Below are 17,092 nucleotides of genomic sequence, written 5' to 3'. Positions count from 1 at the left end.
TAGCCGACGCCACCGAAGCCGACCGCAGCCCGTCATGCCACTCATCGCCCTCGGGCTCAATCACCTCACCGCGCCGGTCAGCCTGCGCGAGCAGGTGGCATTCGACGCCGCGGCGGCCCCGGAGGCGCTGGACGAACTCGTCCGGCAACCGGGGGTGGAGGAGGCGATGATCCTCTCCACCTGCAACCGCACCGAGCTTTATTGCAGCGTGGCAGAGGGCTTCGAGGGCGCGCCGGGCCTGTGGCTGTCCCGGCAACACCGTATGACCCCGCAGCGGCTGGACGAGTTCCTCTACCGCCACGACGAGCACGAAGCCGTCCGCCACATGTTCCGCGTGGCCACAGGGCTGGACTCCATGGTGCTGGGCGAGCCGCAGATCCTCGGCCAGGTGAAGGACGCCTACCAGCAGGCCCGCTCCGCGCAGTCGCTGCGCGCGCCCATGGAGCGGCTGCTGCAGCACACCTTCGCCGTGGCCAAGCGCGTCCGCACCGATACCCGCATCGGCGCGCACACGGTATCGGTCGCCTACACGGCGGTGCGCCTGGCCGAACAGGTGTTCACCGACCTGCGCCAGGCCTGCGTGCTGCTGATCGGCGCCGGAGAGACGATCGAACTGGCCGCCCGCCACCTCACCGACAAGAAGGTGCGCCGACTGATCGTGGCCAACCGCACCCCGGAAAACGCCCAGGAACTGGCCAGCCGCTATGGCGGTTACGCCATTTCCCTCGCCGACCTGCCCCGCCATCTCGCCGAGGCGGACATCGTCATCAGCTCCACGGCCTCGCGGCAGCCGGTGGTCACCCGCTCGATGGTGGCCGACGCGATCGTCGCCCGCCGACGCCGGCCGATGTTCATGGTGGATATCGCCGTGCCACGCGATATCGAGGCGGAAGTGGCCCAGCTGGACGACGTGTACCTTTACGGCATCGACGACCTCAAGCAGGTCATCGACGAAAACCGCCGCTCCCGGGAAATGGCGGCACGCGAGGCCGACGCCATCATCGACCTCCAGGTGGAGCGCTACATGTCCTGGCGCCGTGCCCTCACCCTGCGCAACCCGGCGGTGGACATGCGCATGGCCGCCGAGGCCCAGCGCGACGAAGTGCTGGCGAAGGCCCAGGCCATGCTGGCCAGGGGCCGCTCCGCGGACGAAGCCCTGGCCTTCCTGGCCAACACGCTGACCAACAAGCTGCTACATGCGCCCAGCGCGCGGCTGCGTGACGCCGCCCTGTCCGGCGACATGGACCTGCTGCACGCCGCCGGCCGTCTCTACGGACTGGACCCGGACGACGACGTTTCCGCATGATGCGTGATTGCCCTCGCCCCACGTCGTACCGTCGATGACCCCTTCCATCCGTCGCAAGCTCGAAGCCCTCGCCGAACGCCACGAGGAGGTCGGCCGCCTGCTCGCCCAGCCGGACGCGCTCGCCGACAACCAGCGCTTCCGCGATCTTTCGCGTGAATACGCCCAGCTGGAGCCCGTGGCCGCCTCCCTGCGCGAGCACGACGAGGCGGAGCGAGAGCTGGCCGAGACACGGGCCATGCTCGACGATCCCGAAATGCGCGACATGGCGGTGGACGACGTGGCACGCATCCAGGCGCGCCTGGAGGACCTGGACGGCGAGTTGCAGATCCTGCTGCTGCCGAAGGACCCGCGCGACGAAGGCAACCTGTTCCTCGAAGTGCGGGCCGGCACCGGCGGCGACGAGGCGGCGATCTTCGCCGGCGACCTCTTCCGCATGTACGCCCGCTACGCGGAGCGGCAGCGCTGGCATGTCGAGATACTCAACGCGAACGAGGGCGAGCATGGCGGCTACAAGGAAGTGGTGGCGCGCATCGAGGGCCGTGGAGCCTATTCGAAACTGAAGTTCGAATCCGGCACCCACCGCGTGCAGCGCGTGCCGGAAACCGAATCGCAGGGCCGCATCCATACCTCCGCAGCTACCGTGGCCATCCTTCCCGAACAGGACGACATCGCCGAGATCGACATCCGCGACGGCGACCTCAAGGTCGACACCTTCCGCGCATCCGGCGCCGGCGGCCAGCACGTCAACAAGACCGACTCGGCTATCCGCATCACCCACCTCCCCACCGGTACCGTGGTGGAATGCCAGGACGAACGCAGCCAGCACAAGAACCGCGCCCGCGCCATGAGCCTGCTCAAGGCACGTCTGCTGGACGCCGAGCGCAGCAAGCAAAGCGCTGCCCAGGCCGAATCGCGACGCCTGCAGGTCGGCTCCGGCGACCGCAGCCAGCGCATCCGCACCTACAACTTCCCGCAGGGGCGGATCACTGACCATCGCGTCAACCTGACGCTCTACCGCCTCACCGAGGTGATGCAGGGCGACATGGACGAACTGATCGACACGCTGACCCGCGAAGCCCAGGCGGACGAGCTGCAAAGCCTGACGGCGGCGTAACCGCCCTGCCCTGCGGGCACGCCGCGGCGACATGGCGTGCCGCACAATCGGCTTCCCGACCCCCGATGGAAGCTAACGATGGGCAAGAAGAAGAAAGCCTACGAACACGACCTCGAAGCGCTGCAGGTCGAACTGGTCGGCCTCACCCGCTGGCTGCGCCGTAGCGGCAAGCGCATGGTCGTGCTGTTCGAAGGGCGCGATGCCGCCGGCAAGGGCGGCACCATCAAGGCCATCACCGACAAGCTCGATACCCGCGCCGCCCGCGTCGTGGCGCTCGGCAAGCCGTCGCAGGACGAGCAGACCCAGTGGTACTTCCAGCGCTACGTGGAACACCTGCCCGCGGCCGGCGAACTCGTGCTGTTCGACCGCAGCTGGTACAACCGCGCCGTGGTCGAACCCGCCATGGGTTTTTGCACAGAAGACCAGTACGACGCCTTCATGAAGGCCTGCCCGACGTTCGAGAAACTGCTGACCGACGACGGCATCATCCTGCTCAAGTACTGGCTGGCGGTCGACCAGGAAGAACAGGAGGAACGCTTCGCCGAGCGCGCGCAGGATCCGCTGAAGCGCTGGAAGCTCTCGCCGGTGGATCTCGAAGGCCGCGACAAGTACGCCCGGATGGGCGACCTGCGCGACACCATGATCAAGCGCACGCACACCGCCGATGCGCCGTGGTTCGTGGCCGATTACAACGACCAGAAGACCGGGCGGCTGGATCTGATCCGCCACCTGCTCGACCAGGTGCCCGACAAGCAGGTACCCAGCGAGGAGGTGCACCTGCCGCCGCTGAAGGGCAAGCCGAAGAAGGACAAGGTCACCGACAAGGCGGAGAGGGTGCCGAAAGTCTACTGAGCCACCCTGGCACGGCGCACGGGCGCCCTGCGTGGCAGGCGCCCGTTGCGTGACAGCCGCAGCCACTGGCGCAAGGCCAGCAGGCCGCCCGCGGATTCGATCATGGCCGCGGGCACCCACATGATGACACCACCGATCAGCTGCCCGGTCAGCACGTTGAGCGTGAACGCGCGCCCGCATATCTCGAAGATGGGATAGAGGTCGGTTTTCGAGAAGGTGACGATGGCGCCGGCGACGATCTGCGGCGTCATGGTGATGCCCGGCGACAGCACCCGCCAGCCCGGCGACATCCGCCCGGGCGGCTTCGGGCGGTGGTCCAGCACCAGCCACCAGTACGCCAGCCCCGACACCACCATCGACCAGTTCATGGCGCGGTAGATCCGCCAGTCCAGCATGGCCAGCGTCTGCAGGTCGGGCACCAGCCAGACCAGGATCAACGCGACGAAGCCAAGGGTCACGACCGCGGGCTGCAGCAGTACTGCGCCCAGCGCGCGCCAGACCACGCCGCCTTGCGCGCGACGCAGGCGAACACGCCACGCCAGCGGCAAACCGGCACGAAGGATCGTCCCCGGATAGGACGCGATGACCAGCAACGGCGCCAGGTGGTGCAGCAGCACCTGCTGGATGCGGTGCATGAAGAACTCGTGCTCCGCGAAATAATCGAAATAGGTGTGCAGCGACAGATAGATCATCGCCATGCCGGCCCAGAACGCGGCCCGGCGCGCCAGCGGCACCCGCAGGCACCGGCAACCGCGCGCATAGGCAAGCGCCGTGCCGACGAAGACGATCAGGAACACCCAGGAAAACTCCCAGGGCACCACCCACTTCAGGATCGTGCCGGCCACCGTCAGGTCGCGCGGCGGGCACGGCGCGTGCGCCGCCAGCCGTAGATCAGCCCGATCAGCGCGACCAGGCCGGGTACCAGCACGATGTTGATGAACTTCAGGCGCAGCCCCAGCGCGTCGATCTCGGCGTTGAGCTGGTGCTGCACGTCACGCAGTTCCTTGCCGATGGCCAGCTTGCGCTGTAGGTACTGCTCCACCTCGCGGCGCTGCTCGGCCGTGGCCGTGCCGCCCGTGGCGCCCTTGGCCGGTTGCAGTTCGGCCAGGCGGCGCTGGGTTTCGTAGAGCTCGTTTTCCAGTTCGCGTTTCTTGGTCAGGAACTTGCGATCGGCGGCGGCCTGCAGGGCGCGCACACGCGTGAACGGACGCTGCGCATTGACCCTGCCGCGGATCGACAACAGCGCCGTGGATCCGCTGAGGTTGTCGACGATGTTGGAGACGAAATCGCCGTTGTTGGCGAACGGCGTGAGCTGCTGCTGGCCCAGCAGGGGCTGCACATCGATCCATAGGCGATCGGAGAGCAGGTCGGTGTCGGCCACCAGCACGATCTCGCCCGGGCCTCCCGCCTGGGCGAGGTGGCCCTTGCCCGCGCGCTCGGGGAACGCGGAGTGGAACGTGTCGCGCAGCCGAGCCGCCAGCACGTAACGATCGTGGGTCGGCTCGTAGTTCTCCATCAGGCTGGACGGATCGTTGGCCGAGTCGCGCACCCGCTGGGCGGGCACCACCGTGGCTTCGTCGGAAGACTGCACCAGCGGCACCAGCCGCGCCTTCGTCTCCTGGGCCAGTTCGAAGTGGCCGGCGGTCGAGAAATTCACCCGCTGCAGGCTGGCTGTCACCACATCGTCGTGGTTGAGGTCCTGCGCACCCAGGCCGAGCATCGCCGGGTGCCCGATGCTGTTGCCGTTGAGGTCGATGGTCAGCGCCTGCGAGCGGTCCAGGACCACCTGGCTCGGGTCGTACACCACTCCCCACGCGGCGAACAGGCGATGCAGGTCGGAGTCGTGATCGTCCACGATGCCGTGCGAGTCGATCAGCGGCGCACTGTCCATTTCCGAGTCCGGATCGACAAACACCACCAGGTGGCCGCCACGCAATACGTATTGGTCGATCGCGTATTGCGCGTCGTCCGACAATCGCTTGGGATGCACCAGCAGCAGCACCTCGATCGACGGATCGATGTGGGTCAGGCCGTCCGGGTCCAGCGTGGTCACTTCGGCGATCTGGTCGAGCTGCCGGAACACCGTCCAGGCGGCTTCACCGATCACCGGGTTGCCTTCCACCGGCAAGGAGCTGACCACGGCCAGCCGCGGCTTGCGCGGCATGCCCAGCTCGTAGAGCAGCTTGGCGATGTCGTATTCGACGAACGCCTCGCGAGCGGGGTCGAAGAACGGAATGGCCTGGGGTGCCACCTCGCCGGAGCCGTCCATGCCCACCAGGCCGAAGAACACCCGCTCGCCGTTGCTGCCGCCGCTGGCCGGCGTGAGGCCATAGCCTTCGGCGGCATCCTCGTCGTCGGAATACGGCACCGGGTCGATCACCCGGAAGCGCACGCGACCGTGCGCACGCACGGCGATCTCGCGCAGCATCTCCTGCACCCGCTGCTCGTAGCTGCGAAGCTGCGGCAGGTCGCGCGTGGCGTGGTCGGAAAAATACAGGGTGACGGTCAACGGTTTGGTCAGCGCATCGACGATCTGCAACGTGCCCGGCGTCAGCGTGTAGATGCGATCGGACGTGAGGTCGACGCGCGCGGTGCGCAGCGACAACGCACTGATCGCGATGGCGATGAGGAACAGCGCCGCGATGGCGACCAGGGCGGCGCGAAGGCGCAGCGAACGGGTGATACGGAAGCGGCGGGCCATCTCAGCGCGTCCTCTTCAGGTCGAGCATCACCACGCTGGCGCCCAGCCAGGCCACGATGGTGGCGAAGAAATACACCAGGTCGCGCAGGTCTAGCACGCCACGCGCGATGGCATTGGCGTGCCGCGCCATGCTCAGCTGGCCCATCGCGCCGACCAGCTTGGGCGGCACCGCATCCTGGAAGAAATCCAGCACCTGCGGCTGGCCCACCAGCAACAGCAGGAAGCAGACCGACGCGGTGAGGATGAAGGCGATGATCTGGCTGCGCGTGATGGTGGACATGCAGGTACCGATGGCGATGAACGCGCCGGCCATCAGCCAGCTGCCCACGTAGCCGGCCAGGATCACGCCGTTGTCCGGATCGCCCAGGTAGTTCACGGTGATCCAGATGGGGAACGTGAGCACCAGGCAGATCCCGATGAAGCCCCAGGCCGCCAGGAACTTGCCCAGCACGGCCTGCGAGATGGACACCGGCAGCGAGAACAGCAGTTCCAGCGTGCCCGAGGCCCGTTCTTCCGCCCACATGGCCATCGTCACCGCGGGCACCAGCACCAGGTAAAGCCATGGGTGCATGTCGAAGAACGGTTGCAGGTCGGCCAGACCACGGTCGTAGAAATCGCCGGTGTAGAAGGTAAGCGTACCCGCCAGCACCAGGAAGATGACCATGAACACATAGGCCACGGGCGTCACGAAATAGCTCCACAGTTCACGGCGGGCGATCGCCATCACACCGTTCATGCGTGGCCTCCGCGCGGCTGCGTGGTGATCTGCCGGAACACTTCGTCCAGGCGACCCTGCTCCAGCTGGATCTCGGACACCTGCAGGTTCTGGGTGCGCAGCAGGGCCTGCACCTCCTCGAGGATCGGCCGGCCCTCCCGGGGAAACACAGTGACACGGCCGTCCAGCGGATCGACCTCCACCGTCGCCACGCCGGGAATGCGCGCCAGCATCTCGCGCGACACCGCACTGCCCTGCGCGCTGAACGACACCGCCCCGTGGTACCGCGAGCGCGCCTCCAGCTCGGCGGGCGTGGCATCGGCCAGTAGCTTGCCGTTGGCGATGATCGCCACGCGGTTGCACAGGGCGTGCACTTCTTCCAGCAGGTGGGTGGAGATGAGGATGGTGCGCTCGCGCGCCATGGCGTCGATCAGCATGCGCACGGAATGTTTCTGGTTAGGGTCCAGGCCGTCGGTGGGTTCGTCGAGCATCAGCACGGGCGGATCGTGCAGGATCGCCTGCGCCAGGCCCACGCGGCGACGCAGCCCCTTGGACAGCGTGCCGATGGTCTGTTCGAGCACGTCTTCCAGTTCCAGGCGCGCCACCACCTCGTCGAACCGGCGGTAGGCCAGTTCCCGGTCCAGCCCGCGGACGCGCACCATGAAGGTGAGGAACTCACGGACGGTCATCTCGCCGTAGCTGGGCGCGCCTTCCGGCAGGTAACCCAGCGCCCGCTTGGCCGATAGCGGCTCCCGCCGCACGTCGTAGCCGCAGACGCGCGCGGTGCCGGAGGTGGGCGCAAGGAAGCCGGCGATCATGCGCATGGCGGTGGACTTTCCCGCGCCGTTGGGGCCCAGCAAGCCCAGCACCTGCCCCGGCTCCGCCCGCAACGACAGCGCATCCACCGCGATCAGCGGTCCATAACAACGGGTCAGTCGGTCGGTCTCGATCATTCCCACAATTAACGCACGGCGGGGCGGTCGCAACCACCCCTGCTACGTGTTGTAGCATCGCGCGATGGGGGGTGCTCGCCTTCGGCATCGCGTTTGGCTTTCGAGCGTTGACGCCTGGAGCAAGAGCCAGCGGGTAGCCCCCCCTCGTGGCCACGCCTACGGCGACCCGCTGAGGAAAGGCCGCTCCGCGGCCGTCTATATATTGCCCTTCGGGCCGGGTCGGGCTTCGAACGGGGATTTTCGATTCGCCATCCATGGCTCAGCGAAAATGGCCGGCCGTCCGGGCCGGCCCCCTTTGGGCCTTGTCCGTTCGAAGCCCTCGCCTGCGGCTACCGGCCCCGAGGGGGCTACCCGCCGGCTCTTTCCAAGACTGAGGTGGGTTGTGACGCGAGCGGTCGCAGACGTGTAGGGTGTGGCGTCGCCGCTTTGTTGGCTTTTCGCGCACATCGTGCGCTCCTACCCAAGGGGTAGGGCAGGTTCTGGCATATCCAATGCCTGATCCGCCGTCTGGGGGGTAGGAGCGCACGCACGTGCGCGAACCCTCGACATACCTAAGGCGACCGATGCCATGCAAAGCAGGCAAGCGAGCGTTCCCACCCACGAAGCGAAACCCGGCTCTTAGCTCTTCCCACACGCAACCTCACCGTTGGAAAGAGCCGGCGGGTGCCACCCTCGGGGCCGGTAGCCGCAGGCGAGGGCTTCGAACGGAAAAGGCCCGAAGGGGGCCGGCCAGGACGGCCGGCCATTTTCGCTGAGCCATGGATGGCGAATCGAAAATCCCCGTTCGAAGCCCGACCCGGCCCGAAGGGCAATCAATACATGGCCGCGGAGCGGCTTTCCTTGACGGGTCGCCGCAGGCGTGGCCCCGAGGGTGGCACCCGCCGGCTCTTGCTCCACAGCCCAAGGCCCATAAAAAAACCCCGCTGTCTCCAGCGGGGTTTTTCGTGTGACCTGCAAGCCAGAGGCTTACTTGGCCATCGTCGGCGCGGTGCCGGCTTCGGCCGGGGCCGCGGCGGTGCTGGCCGGGGCGGGAGCCGAGGACGAACCGGCGGGAGCCGATTCGTCCAGGCCCGGCTGCTTCAGGCCGGCTTCCTGCTCGGGGGTCTGGTCCGGCAGGTTGTCGCCCTGCAGCGGCAGGTAGACCTCGAACTTCTGCTCGTCGTAACCCTCGACCGTGCCCTTGTTGTTGACCGGAGCCTTGACCTGGATGTCATAGGCGCGGAACGACACGTCGTCGAACTTGTAGCCGTGGGTCTGCGAGTAGGCTTCCAGCATCTGGCGGGTCTGCGGCAGGCCTGCGCCGGTACCGTTCCACTCGGCCTTGAGGGCCTTGCCACCGAAGGCGAGCACGGCCTTGACATTGCCGTCCACGATCACGCGACCCAGCTTGTCCTTGCTGCCCGGTGCGGCGGCGGTGTCGCCCGCGGCGGGAGCGGCGGCGGTCGATGCCTCGGCCGGAGCCGTGGTGTCGAGTGCCGGACGCTGCGCGGCGGTGAGCTGCACGTCCTGACCGTTGATCTTCAGCGTGGTGGCGTCGATCTCGGCGGCCACGTCGAAGTTGTAGTTCTGGTCGCCCCAGTTCGTGGTGAAGGTGATGCGCGGGCCGACGATGTTCACGCCCAGCTTCTTCGCCGCGGCCTGCAGCTCGCCCATCGCCTTGTCCGACGCCGCATCGACGTCGTCGAGGGTGCGCGGAGCGGTGGTGGAGACGAACAGGATCGGCTTGGCAGGCTGCTCGGCGATGGCCGGGATCATCTTGCTGTAGTCGATGTTCGGGATCGCCGCCATCAGGTTCTGCAGGTTGGACAGGCTGAACTGGATTAGCGCGTCCGGATCGCCGTGGATGTAGAGATTGGAGAAGCGGTTGACCAGGTTGAAGCCGTAATCGACGTCGTAGGCCCACTTCACCTTCACGAGCTTCTGGCTGCGGCCAGTGCGCTCGAGGTTGATGGTGAACTTCTTGTCGTTACCGCGCCAGCCGTTGTCGACGTTCCAGACAATGGTGCCCTTGCCGGCATCGGAGATCTTGGAGAAATCCGGATCGATGGAGGCGACTTCGAGCGAGCCGTCACCCATCTTGGGATCGCCGGCCTTCCAGGAGATCTTTGCGCCCGGGCCATAGGCCTTGCCGGAAAGTTCGAACTGGACCTTGGGATCGAGGGAGCGAAGGGCTGTGTAGTCCGGGAATCGACGGAAGTTGCTGAAGACGTCGTAAACCTGGCGCAAGTCCTTGCTGATCAGCATTTCGCGCTCGACGTGTCCCGTCGAGGGCATAGCCACACCGGCAACGACGCCCAAAATGGCGACGATGACGAGGGCAACGATAAATTCTAACAGACGCGTCATTCCACGGTTCTCCGAACGTCTTACGAACAGGCTCCGCACACGGACGGTTGCCGCATGGTCACCCCTGAAGAATCGGCCCGTGGCTTGGGGTTAGCCAGTGCCGAAAGAGCCGATGGTAGCTCCTCCCGGCGGGGAACGCCATTGGGTCCCCTGCCCTTTTTCGCAAGCCTGCACAAGCGGATTTTCGGCCGGAAACCGGCCAGCCACCGCACTTGCGCCCGGACAGGGTCAGACGATGCCCATTTCCAGGGCCTTCAGCACTGCACGGGTGCGGTCGCGGACGCCCAGTTTGGACAGGATGTTGGACACGTGATTCTTCACCGTGCCCTCCGCCACCCGCAGCGAATTGGCGATCTCCTTGTTGCTGTAGCCCCCCGAAAGGAGGCGCAGGATCTCTGTTTCGCGCTCGGTGAGCGGGTCGGGCTGTTCCAGGCTGGAGAACTGGTTCTGTATCCGGCCCACCCCCGCCAGCAGGCGCTGGGTGACCATCGGTGCCACCAGCGAGCCGCCGGCCGACACCGTCCGCACGGCCTCCACCAGCTGGTCGAGCGAGACGTCCTTCAGCAGGTAACCCCGCGCGCCGGCCTTGAGGCCCGAGAGCACCAACTGGTCGTCATCGAAGGTGGTCAGGATGATGGTTGGCGGCAGCTCGTTGCGCGCGCCGAGGGTCTGCAGCACGTCCAGCCCGCTCATGTTGGGCATCCGCAGGTCGAGCAGCACCACGTCGGGGCGAACCTGGGGAATCATCTGCACCGCCTGGGCGCCATCGGCGCATTCGGCGACGACACGGATGTCCCCGGCCAGGTCCAGCAAGGAGCGGATGCCCTGGCGTACCAGGTTCTGATCGTCGACGAGGCAGACGGAAATCATGGATGGCCCTCGGAAGGAACGGAAAGTGTGGCACGCGGGACGGCCTCGGCGTCATCCGGGACCTCCAGCGTGTGACGCGTCGGCGCATGGGCCAGCGCGGGCTCCTCGCCCAGGGGCAGGCGCGCCGTGAGGGCGAACCCGCCCGCAGGATCGGCACCGAAACGGAGCGTGCCACCGAACTCGGCGAGCCGCTCGCGCATGCCGTTCAGGCCGTTGCCCGGATGGAACGGATGATTGCCGCGCCCGTCGTCGCGCGCGTCCAGGCACAACTCGTCGGGTCCGGTATGGCGGAACACCAGCCAGAGGTTGCGCGCATGGGCATGGCGCACCGTATTGGTGAGAATTTCCTGCGCGCAGCGCAGCAGCATCTGGGCCCGTCGGGGGTCCTCGACGCCGAAGCGCGGCGGCACGCTCAGGTGCACCGTCAGCCCGGGCACGCCCTCGGTCAGGCTGCGCAGCGCCTGGGTAAGGTCGATGGCATCGTCCTGGCGCAGTTCGCTGACCACCTCGCGTACGTCGGCCAGCAGCTGCTTCGCAGTCTTCTGCGCCTTCAGCACGTGCTCGCGGGCCGTGTCGTTGGTGAGGTGGCTGGCCACCTCCAGGTTCAGGCTGAGCGCGGTCAGGTGGTGGCCGACCAGGTCGTGCAGGTCGCGCGCGATGCGCATGCGCTCGGCGATGCGGGTGGATTCGGCCAGCAGGGCACGGGTGGCACGCAGTTCCGCGTTGAGCTGGCGCAGTTCCTCGCGCTCGTCGGCCTGCTGGCTGGCGATCAGGGAAGCGATGAACATCAGCGCCGAGAACCCGAAATACAGCACCGCCTGCATCACCGAGGCCACCAGGGGCCAGCCGACGGCCGCATAGAACAGCGGGATCAGCGCCACGTGCGCCAGCACCATCCAGGCCATGGCCAGCGGCAGGCTGATGATCCACGGCACCACCGCGGCCACGATGACCAGCAGCAGGGCGCTGACACCGCTCTTGCTGAGCCCGCCTACCGCCAGCGCGGTGCCCGTGAGGATCAACAGCACCGCCACGCGGGTGAAACCGTCCACCCGGGAGCCCAGCTGGCGGGTCAGCAGGCCATAGACCACACCGAACACCAGGTAGCAGGCGATCCAGGCCAGCAGGGCCATGTCGCCGATCTGGCCCGGCTGGTTGCCGGCGCGCTGGATCGACAACGGCAGCCCGGCGCACAGGTATGCCAGGTAGGTGGCGTAGCGCAGCAGCCGCACGTGGTTGAACTGGAGCTTGGACATGACCGCATCATAGGGCGGCACGGGACAAGGCCGTAACCTGACGGATGGCACGGGGACCAGACCGGCCGGACACCGGGCGAGCTTTTTAACTAGCGGTTAACAGCGGGCGCCGGGCCGTCGCGACTGGCATGCATACAGCGCCTACCGACGCTCCCCATGCCATAATGCGGGTCATCCGCGACCCGGGGGTCGCTTTCCAAGAACACTCAAGCGGAGCAACGAATGGCCCTTGCCATCCGCGACGTGCGCGAGCACGACCTGGATGCCGTGCTGGCGCTCAATAACGAGGCAGGCACCGGCATCCTCGCCACGGACATGTCCCGCCTGCGGCACCTCTACGACGTCGCGCACTATTTCCGCGTGGCCGAACAGGACAGCCGCATCGTCGGCTTCCTCATCGCCATGCGCCAGGACGCCGACTACGCCAGTCCCAACTTCCGCTGGTTCCAGGCCCATTACGAAAGCTTCGTGTATATCGATCGCATCGTGATCGCTTCCGAGCTGCGCGGCCATGGCCTGGGCCGCATCTTCTACTGCGATGTGCAGAGTTACGCCGAGGTACGTGTGCCGCTCCTGACCTGTGAAGTTTTCCTGGAACCCCGCAATGACCAGACCGTGCTGTTCCACGGCACGATGGGCTTCCAGGAAGTGGGCCAGCAAAAGATGGGCCACGACGGCCCGAAGGTCAGCCTGCTGGCCCGCGAGCTGCCCAGTTTTCCCTTCGTGCGCGAGCGCTATCTCGAACAGGACGGCCTGCCCGCCGTGCCTTGGCTGAGCGAGCGCGAGCCGCCGGCCGTCGCGCAGGTGAACGCATGAACGCCCGCGCCGAAACCCTCGACAGCGCCTGCGACCTGCGCTTCGGCCAGGTCGGCATCGCCTGCGTGCGCCTGCGCCGCGTCGATGCCGCGGCCCTGGTCGAGGAACTGGAACGCCGCGTGCGCGCCGCGCCGCAGATGTTCAACCGCGCCGCGGTGGTGCTCGACCTCTCGCACCTACCCAAGCTGCCCGACGACGGCATGGTCGATGCCCTGCTCGAGGCCATCCGCAGTGCGGGTATGCTGCCGGTGGGCATCGCCTACGGCACCGCCGAGACCGAGGCCCTCGCCGAACGCATGAACCTGCCGCTGATCGCCAAGTTCCGTGCGCAGTACGAACCGGCCTCCGGCGATGCCGCGGTGCAGGTCGCGCCGCCCGCGCCCGGCCGCGTGGAAGCCGCCCGCGCGCCGCTCGACGACAACGACGCCGATGCCACTGGCGCGATCACCGCGCAGCACCACACGGGCAGCGCGGTCCGCTCCGGCCAGCAGGTCTACGCGCGCGATCGCGACCTCGTGGTCACCGCCGCCGTGGCCAACGGCGCGGAAGTGATCGCGGACGGCTCCATCCATGTCTACGGCAGCCTGCGCGGACGGGCCATGGCCGGTGCCCAGGGCGACGAATCGGCACGCATCTTCTGCTCCGATTTCCGCGCCGAACTGGTCGCCATCGCCGGGCACTACCGCGTGTTCGAAGACATGCCCAAAGAATTCGAGGGCCAGCCCGTGCAATGCTGGCTCGACAGTGGAAAACTCATGGTCGCGCGGCTCTGATGCCGTCCGTCGCAGTAACATTCGGAGACATCTCTTGACAGAAATTATCGTCGTCACCTCCGGCAAGGGCGGAGTCGGCAAGACCACCACCAGTGCTTCCCTCGCCACCGGCCTCGCCATGCAGGGCAAGAAAGTCGCGGTCATCGACTTCGACGTCGGCCTGCGCAACCTCGACCTCATCATGGGCTGCGAACGCCGCGTGGTGTACGACTTCGTCAACGTCGTGCACGGCGAGGCCACGCTCAAGCAGTCGCTGATCAAGGACAAGCGCCACGAGAACCTCTTCGTGCTGGCCGCCTCGCAGACCCGCGACAAGGATGCGCTGACCCAGGAAGGCGTGGAAAAGGTGCTCGACGAACTGGCGAAGGAAAACTTCGACTTCGTCGTCTGCGACTCTCCGGCAGGCATCGAGAAAGGTGCCCACCTGGCGATGTACTTCGCCGACCATGCCGTGGTCGTGGTCAACCCCGAGGTCTCCTCGGTGCGCGACTCCGATCGCATCCTCGGCCTGCTGTCGAGCAAGACGCGCCGTGCGGAAAAGGGCGAAGCCCCGATCAAGCAGCACCTGTTGCTCACCCGCTACAACCCCAATCGCGTCGAAGCCGGCGAGATGCTCAGCGTGAAGGACGTCGAGGACATCCTCGGCATCAACGTCGTGGGCGTCATCCCGGAATCGGAGAACGTGCTGGCCGCTTCCAATGCCGGCGTACCGGTGATCCTCGACGACAACTCGAACGCCGGTGCCGCCTACAAGGACACCGTGGCGCGTATCCTCGGCGAAGAGCGTCCGCTTCGCTTCCTCGAGCCGGTCAAGAAGGGCTTCCTCAAGCGCGTGTTCGGAGGTTGAGCATGGGTATCCTCGATTTCCTGAAGCGTAAACCCGAGGCGAGTGCCGGCGTCGCGAAGGAACGCCTGCGCATCATCGTCGCACAGGAGCGCTCGACGCGCGGCGGTCCCGACTACCTGCCGCTGCTGCGCAACGAGCTGCTCGAAGTCATCCGCAAGTACGTCAACGTCGATGTCGAGGCGGTCAACGTCACGCTCGAGCGCGACAGCGGCCATGAAGTGCTCGAACTCTCCGTGGCCCTGCCGGACGGCAAGTCCGCGATATGAGTTCGTCCGATCCCGCCGACGCGGTCCTCCGCGTCGGCGACATCGGTTTTGACGGACCACGGCAACTCCTGATCGGTTTCGGCCTTACCCTCATCGAGGTCGCCGACGGCGAAGCCATTCCCGGCAGTTATTGGGGCGACACCGAAGCCGGCATCATCGGCACGACGGTCTACGCCCGCACCGACACTCCGGTCCACTCCCTTCTCCACGAAGCCTGCCACCTGATCGTGCTGCCGGCGGAGAAGCGTGCGCTCGTGCATACCGACGCCACCGATTCCATCGAGGAAGAGGACGCGACCTGCTACCTGCAGATCGTGCTTGGCGGGCAGCTGCCCTCGGTGGGCAGCGCGAGGATCATGGAAGACATGGATCGGTGGGGCTATACCTATCGCCTGGGATCGACGCGTGCGTGGTTCGAGCAGGATGCGATGGAAGCGCGGGCGTTTCTTGTGGAGCGTGGGTTGCCGACGGGCTGATATCGCCTGCCAGCCGCAAAGGGCCCCCTCACCCCGGCTCATTCCGCTCGATCTGCGACACCACTGACGACGCCGCGCACGCTTTCGCAAGCGCCAGCCGCCTCCGCTCCAGCGACGCGTACCAAAGCCACGCCGCCAACCCGATCAGGCAGATCGACGTCGCCCCCATGGCCAGCGTCAGCATGCTGACCGACAGCGCCGGTGAGAGCACGCCGGCGACCAGCGCCGTGAGGATCAGGCTGCCGAACGCCTGCACCGAGGACACGCCGCCGCGCTGATCAGGGAAGCGGTCCAGCAGCAACAGCGTCAGCGTCGGGAAGGCCAGCTGCACGCCGCAACCGTAGAGCGCCAGCGGCAGCGTCGACCATGGCACGCGCGGGTGATCCAGCGTCAGCGCGAGGACCAGGTTGATCGCGCAGGACGAGAGCATCGACACGTAGCCCCACGACACGGTGCGCGCCGCGCTCACACGGCCGGCCACGCGGCCGGAAATGAATGCGCCGACGACCATGCCGCTGACCACCGGCACGAACAGCCAGGGGAAACCGCTCGCGCCCAGGCCGAGCAGATCGCGGATGAGGTGGGGCGCGGAGGCGATGTACAGGAACAGGCCTGAGAAGTTGACCGATGCGGCAATAGCCAGCGGCCAGAACGGCAGGTCGCCGAGGATGGCGGCGTAGCCGCGCAGCAGCGGTCGCGGCCGGAACACGGTGCGGTGCTCGACGGGGTGCGATTCGACGAGAAAATACGCCACGCCCAGCGTCAGCAGCGTGGTGAAGCCGGTCAGGGCCCAGAAGATGCCGCGCCAGCCGTCGATACCCAGCAGCCATGCGCCGACGATGGGTGCGATGGCGGGGGCCACACCGAAGATCATCATCACCTTCGACATCATTCGCTGGGCTTCCTCGCCGTGCATGCTGTCGCGTACGACGGCACGCCCGACCACGATGCCCGCGCCACCGCACAGGCCCTGCAACACGCGGCAACCCAGCAGGAACGCGAAGCTCGGAGCCATGGCGGCACCGACCGAGGCCACGGTGTAGATCGCCATCGAGATCACGATGACCGGCTTGCGCCCGTACGCATCCGACAACGCGCCGTGGAAGAGGCTCATTACCGCGTAGGCCAACAGGTAGACGCTGAGCAGCTGCTGCAACGCCACGTCGCCGACATGGAAATCGCGGCCGATATCGGGGAAGCCGGGGAAGATGGCGTCGATCGAGAACGGCCCGATCATCGAGAGGGCCGCGAGCAGGAACGGCAGGTAACGCCTCGGATCGCGCGGCGCGGGATTCATTCGGCAGCCAATACGTGCAGGGACTTGCGAGTATACCGGCAAGGTACTGCGGCCCTCCCCCTTCCGCGGCAAAGGCACCCATAATCGGGGTGTCCTAACGTAGCGGGGGGTGATGTGGCTTACACCGGTTTCCTGGCCGTGGGTATAGGCGGCGCCGTGGGCAGCCTGTTGCGCTGGTGGCTGGCGCTGGCGCTCAATCCGCTGTTTCCCGACGTACCGCTGGGCACGCTGTGCGTCAACCTGGCCGGCGCCCTGCTGATGGGCGTCACGCTGGGGGTGTTCGACCATTTCCAGACCTTGCCGGCCGAAGCGCGCCTGCTGGTCGCCACCGGTTTCCTCGGCGGCCTGACCACCTTTTCGACCTTCTCCGCCGAGTCCGCGGGGCTGTTGTTGCGCCAGCAGTACGGGTGGTTTGCCGCGAACGTGGCCGTGAACGTGGTCGGTTCCATCGGCCTGACCATTACCGGGCTGATGATCGCCCGCGCCCTGCTGAGGCACGCCTGA

General features: G+C 66.9%; 17 protein-coding genes. 9 read left to right on the top strand and 8 right to left on the bottom strand.

From position 1 onward, the window contains the following. The first annotated feature begins 34 nt into the window (after positions 1-34). The 3 genes from hemA to ppk2 all read left to right on the top strand — a co-directional run bounded on the left by hemA (position 35) and on the right by ppk2 (position 3,272). A complete protein-coding gene (gene hemA, locus FA89_RS08710) occupies positions 35-1,306 on the top strand; it encodes a glutamyl-tRNA reductase (protein ID WP_036140103.1) in 1,272 nt (423 codons plus the stop codon). Positions 1,307-1,340: 34 nt separating this feature from the next. Next, the gene (gene prfA, locus FA89_RS08705) at positions 1,341-2,420 is read left to right on the top strand and encodes a peptide chain release factor 1 (RefSeq protein ID WP_036140101.1); all 1,080 of its coding nucleotides are present in this window, start codon (positions 1,341-1,343) and stop codon (positions 2,418-2,420) included. 78 nt (positions 2,421-2,498) lie between these two features. Further along, positions 2,499-3,272, top strand: coding sequence for a polyphosphate kinase 2 (gene ppk2 / locus FA89_RS08700; protein ID WP_036140100.1), 774 nt, complete (start codon positions 2,499-2,501; stop codon positions 3,270-3,272). Here the strand turns inward: ppk2 and FA89_RS08695 are convergent. From FA89_RS08695 to FA89_RS08665, 7 genes are all read right to left on the bottom strand, one after another. Then, the gene (locus tag FA89_RS08695) at positions 3,266-4,117 is read right to left on the bottom strand and encodes a cytochrome c oxidase assembly protein (RefSeq protein ID WP_036140098.1); all 852 of its coding nucleotides are present in this window, start codon (positions 4,115-4,117) and stop codon (positions 3,266-3,268) included. The two genes, ppk2 and FA89_RS08695, sit on opposite strands and share 7 nt — an antisense overlap. Before the next feature lie 2 nt (positions 4,118-4,119). After that, positions 4,120-5,973 (bottom strand): GldG family protein, encoded by a 1,854-nt coding sequence (locus FA89_RS08690; RefSeq protein ID WP_036140097.1) that lies wholly within the window; start codon positions 5,971-5,973, stop codon positions 4,120-4,122. A 1-nt stretch (position 5,974) separates the two neighbouring features. Beyond that, positions 5,975-6,709 carry an ABC transporter permease subunit gene (locus tag FA89_RS08685; RefSeq protein ID WP_036140095.1) on the bottom strand — a complete coding sequence of 245 codons (735 nt, stop codon included), beginning with the start codon at positions 6,707-6,709 and terminating at the stop codon, positions 5,975-5,977. After that, positions 6,706-7,641, bottom strand: a complete 936-nt coding sequence (locus tag FA89_RS08680; RefSeq protein WP_036140092.1) for an ABC transporter ATP-binding protein — start codon at positions 7,639-7,641, stop codon at positions 6,706-6,708. Before FA89_RS08680 ends, FA89_RS08685 begins: the two co-directional genes overlap by 4 nt. A 966-nt stretch (positions 7,642-8,607) precedes the next feature. Then, the gene (locus FA89_RS08675) at positions 8,608-9,987 is read right to left on the bottom strand and encodes a polyketide cyclase (protein ID WP_036140088.1); all 1,380 of its coding nucleotides are present in this window, start codon (positions 9,985-9,987) and stop codon (positions 8,608-8,610) included. 228 nt (positions 9,988-10,215) lie between these two features. Further along, entirely contained in the window at positions 10,216-10,857 is a 642-nt protein-coding gene (locus tag FA89_RS08670) for a response regulator (RefSeq protein ID WP_036140086.1), read from the bottom strand. Then, positions 10,854-12,113: a sensor histidine kinase gene (locus tag FA89_RS08665; protein WP_051938641.1), complete on the bottom strand. Its 1,260-nt coding sequence runs from the start codon at positions 12,111-12,113 to the stop codon at positions 10,854-10,856. Before FA89_RS08665 ends, FA89_RS08670 begins: the two co-directional genes overlap by 4 nt. A 222-nt stretch (positions 12,114-12,335) precedes the next feature. Here FA89_RS08665 and FA89_RS08660 point away from each other — a divergent pair, with 222 nt between their 5' ends. From FA89_RS08660 to FA89_RS08640, 5 genes are read left to right on the top strand one after another with little or no spacing between them, the layout of a single operon-like run. Further along, positions 12,336-12,929, top strand: coding sequence for a GNAT family N-acetyltransferase (locus tag FA89_RS08660; protein ID WP_036140084.1), 594 nt, complete (start codon positions 12,336-12,338; stop codon positions 12,927-12,929). After that, positions 12,926-13,702: a septum site-determining protein MinC gene (gene minC, locus FA89_RS08655; protein ID WP_036140082.1), complete on the top strand. Its 777-nt coding sequence runs from the start codon at positions 12,926-12,928 to the stop codon at positions 13,700-13,702. The genes FA89_RS08660 and minC overlap by 4 nt, the downstream gene beginning before the upstream one ends. Positions 13,703-13,736: 34 nt before the next feature. Next, complete coding sequence (minD, locus tag FA89_RS08650; protein ID WP_036140080.1) at positions 13,737-14,549, top strand: septum site-determining protein MinD; 813 nt, start codon at positions 13,737-13,739, stop codon at positions 14,547-14,549. Between the two features lie 2 nt (positions 14,550-14,551). Next, positions 14,552-14,815 (top strand): cell division topological specificity factor MinE, encoded by a 264-nt coding sequence (gene minE, locus FA89_RS08645; protein WP_036140078.1) that lies wholly within the window; start codon positions 14,552-14,554, stop codon positions 14,813-14,815. Then, on the top strand, positions 14,812-15,291 hold the full coding sequence (locus FA89_RS08640) for a hypothetical protein (protein WP_036140077.1): 480 nt from the start codon (positions 14,812-14,814) through the stop codon (positions 15,289-15,291). Before minE ends, FA89_RS08640 begins: the two co-directional genes overlap by 4 nt. Before the next feature lie 28 nt (positions 15,292-15,319). On the opposite strand, the gene FA89_RS08635 is transcribed toward FA89_RS08640, so the two are convergent. Next, entirely contained in the window at positions 15,320-16,588 is a 1,269-nt protein-coding gene (locus FA89_RS08635; RefSeq protein ID WP_036140076.1) for a multidrug effflux MFS transporter, read from the bottom strand. A gap of 114 nt (positions 16,589-16,702) precedes the next feature. On the opposite strand from FA89_RS08635, the gene crcB reads away from it, so the two are divergent. Then, a complete protein-coding gene (gene crcB / locus FA89_RS08630) occupies positions 16,703-17,092 on the top strand; it encodes a fluoride efflux transporter CrcB (RefSeq protein ID WP_036140074.1) in 390 nt (129 codons plus the stop codon).

This window comes from Luteibacter sp. 9135 (genome assembly GCF_000745005.1).
Classification (GTDB): domain Bacteria; phylum Pseudomonadota; class Gammaproteobacteria; order Xanthomonadales; family Rhodanobacteraceae; genus Luteibacter.
This window is presented reverse-complemented; position numbering and strand designations above follow the sequence as displayed.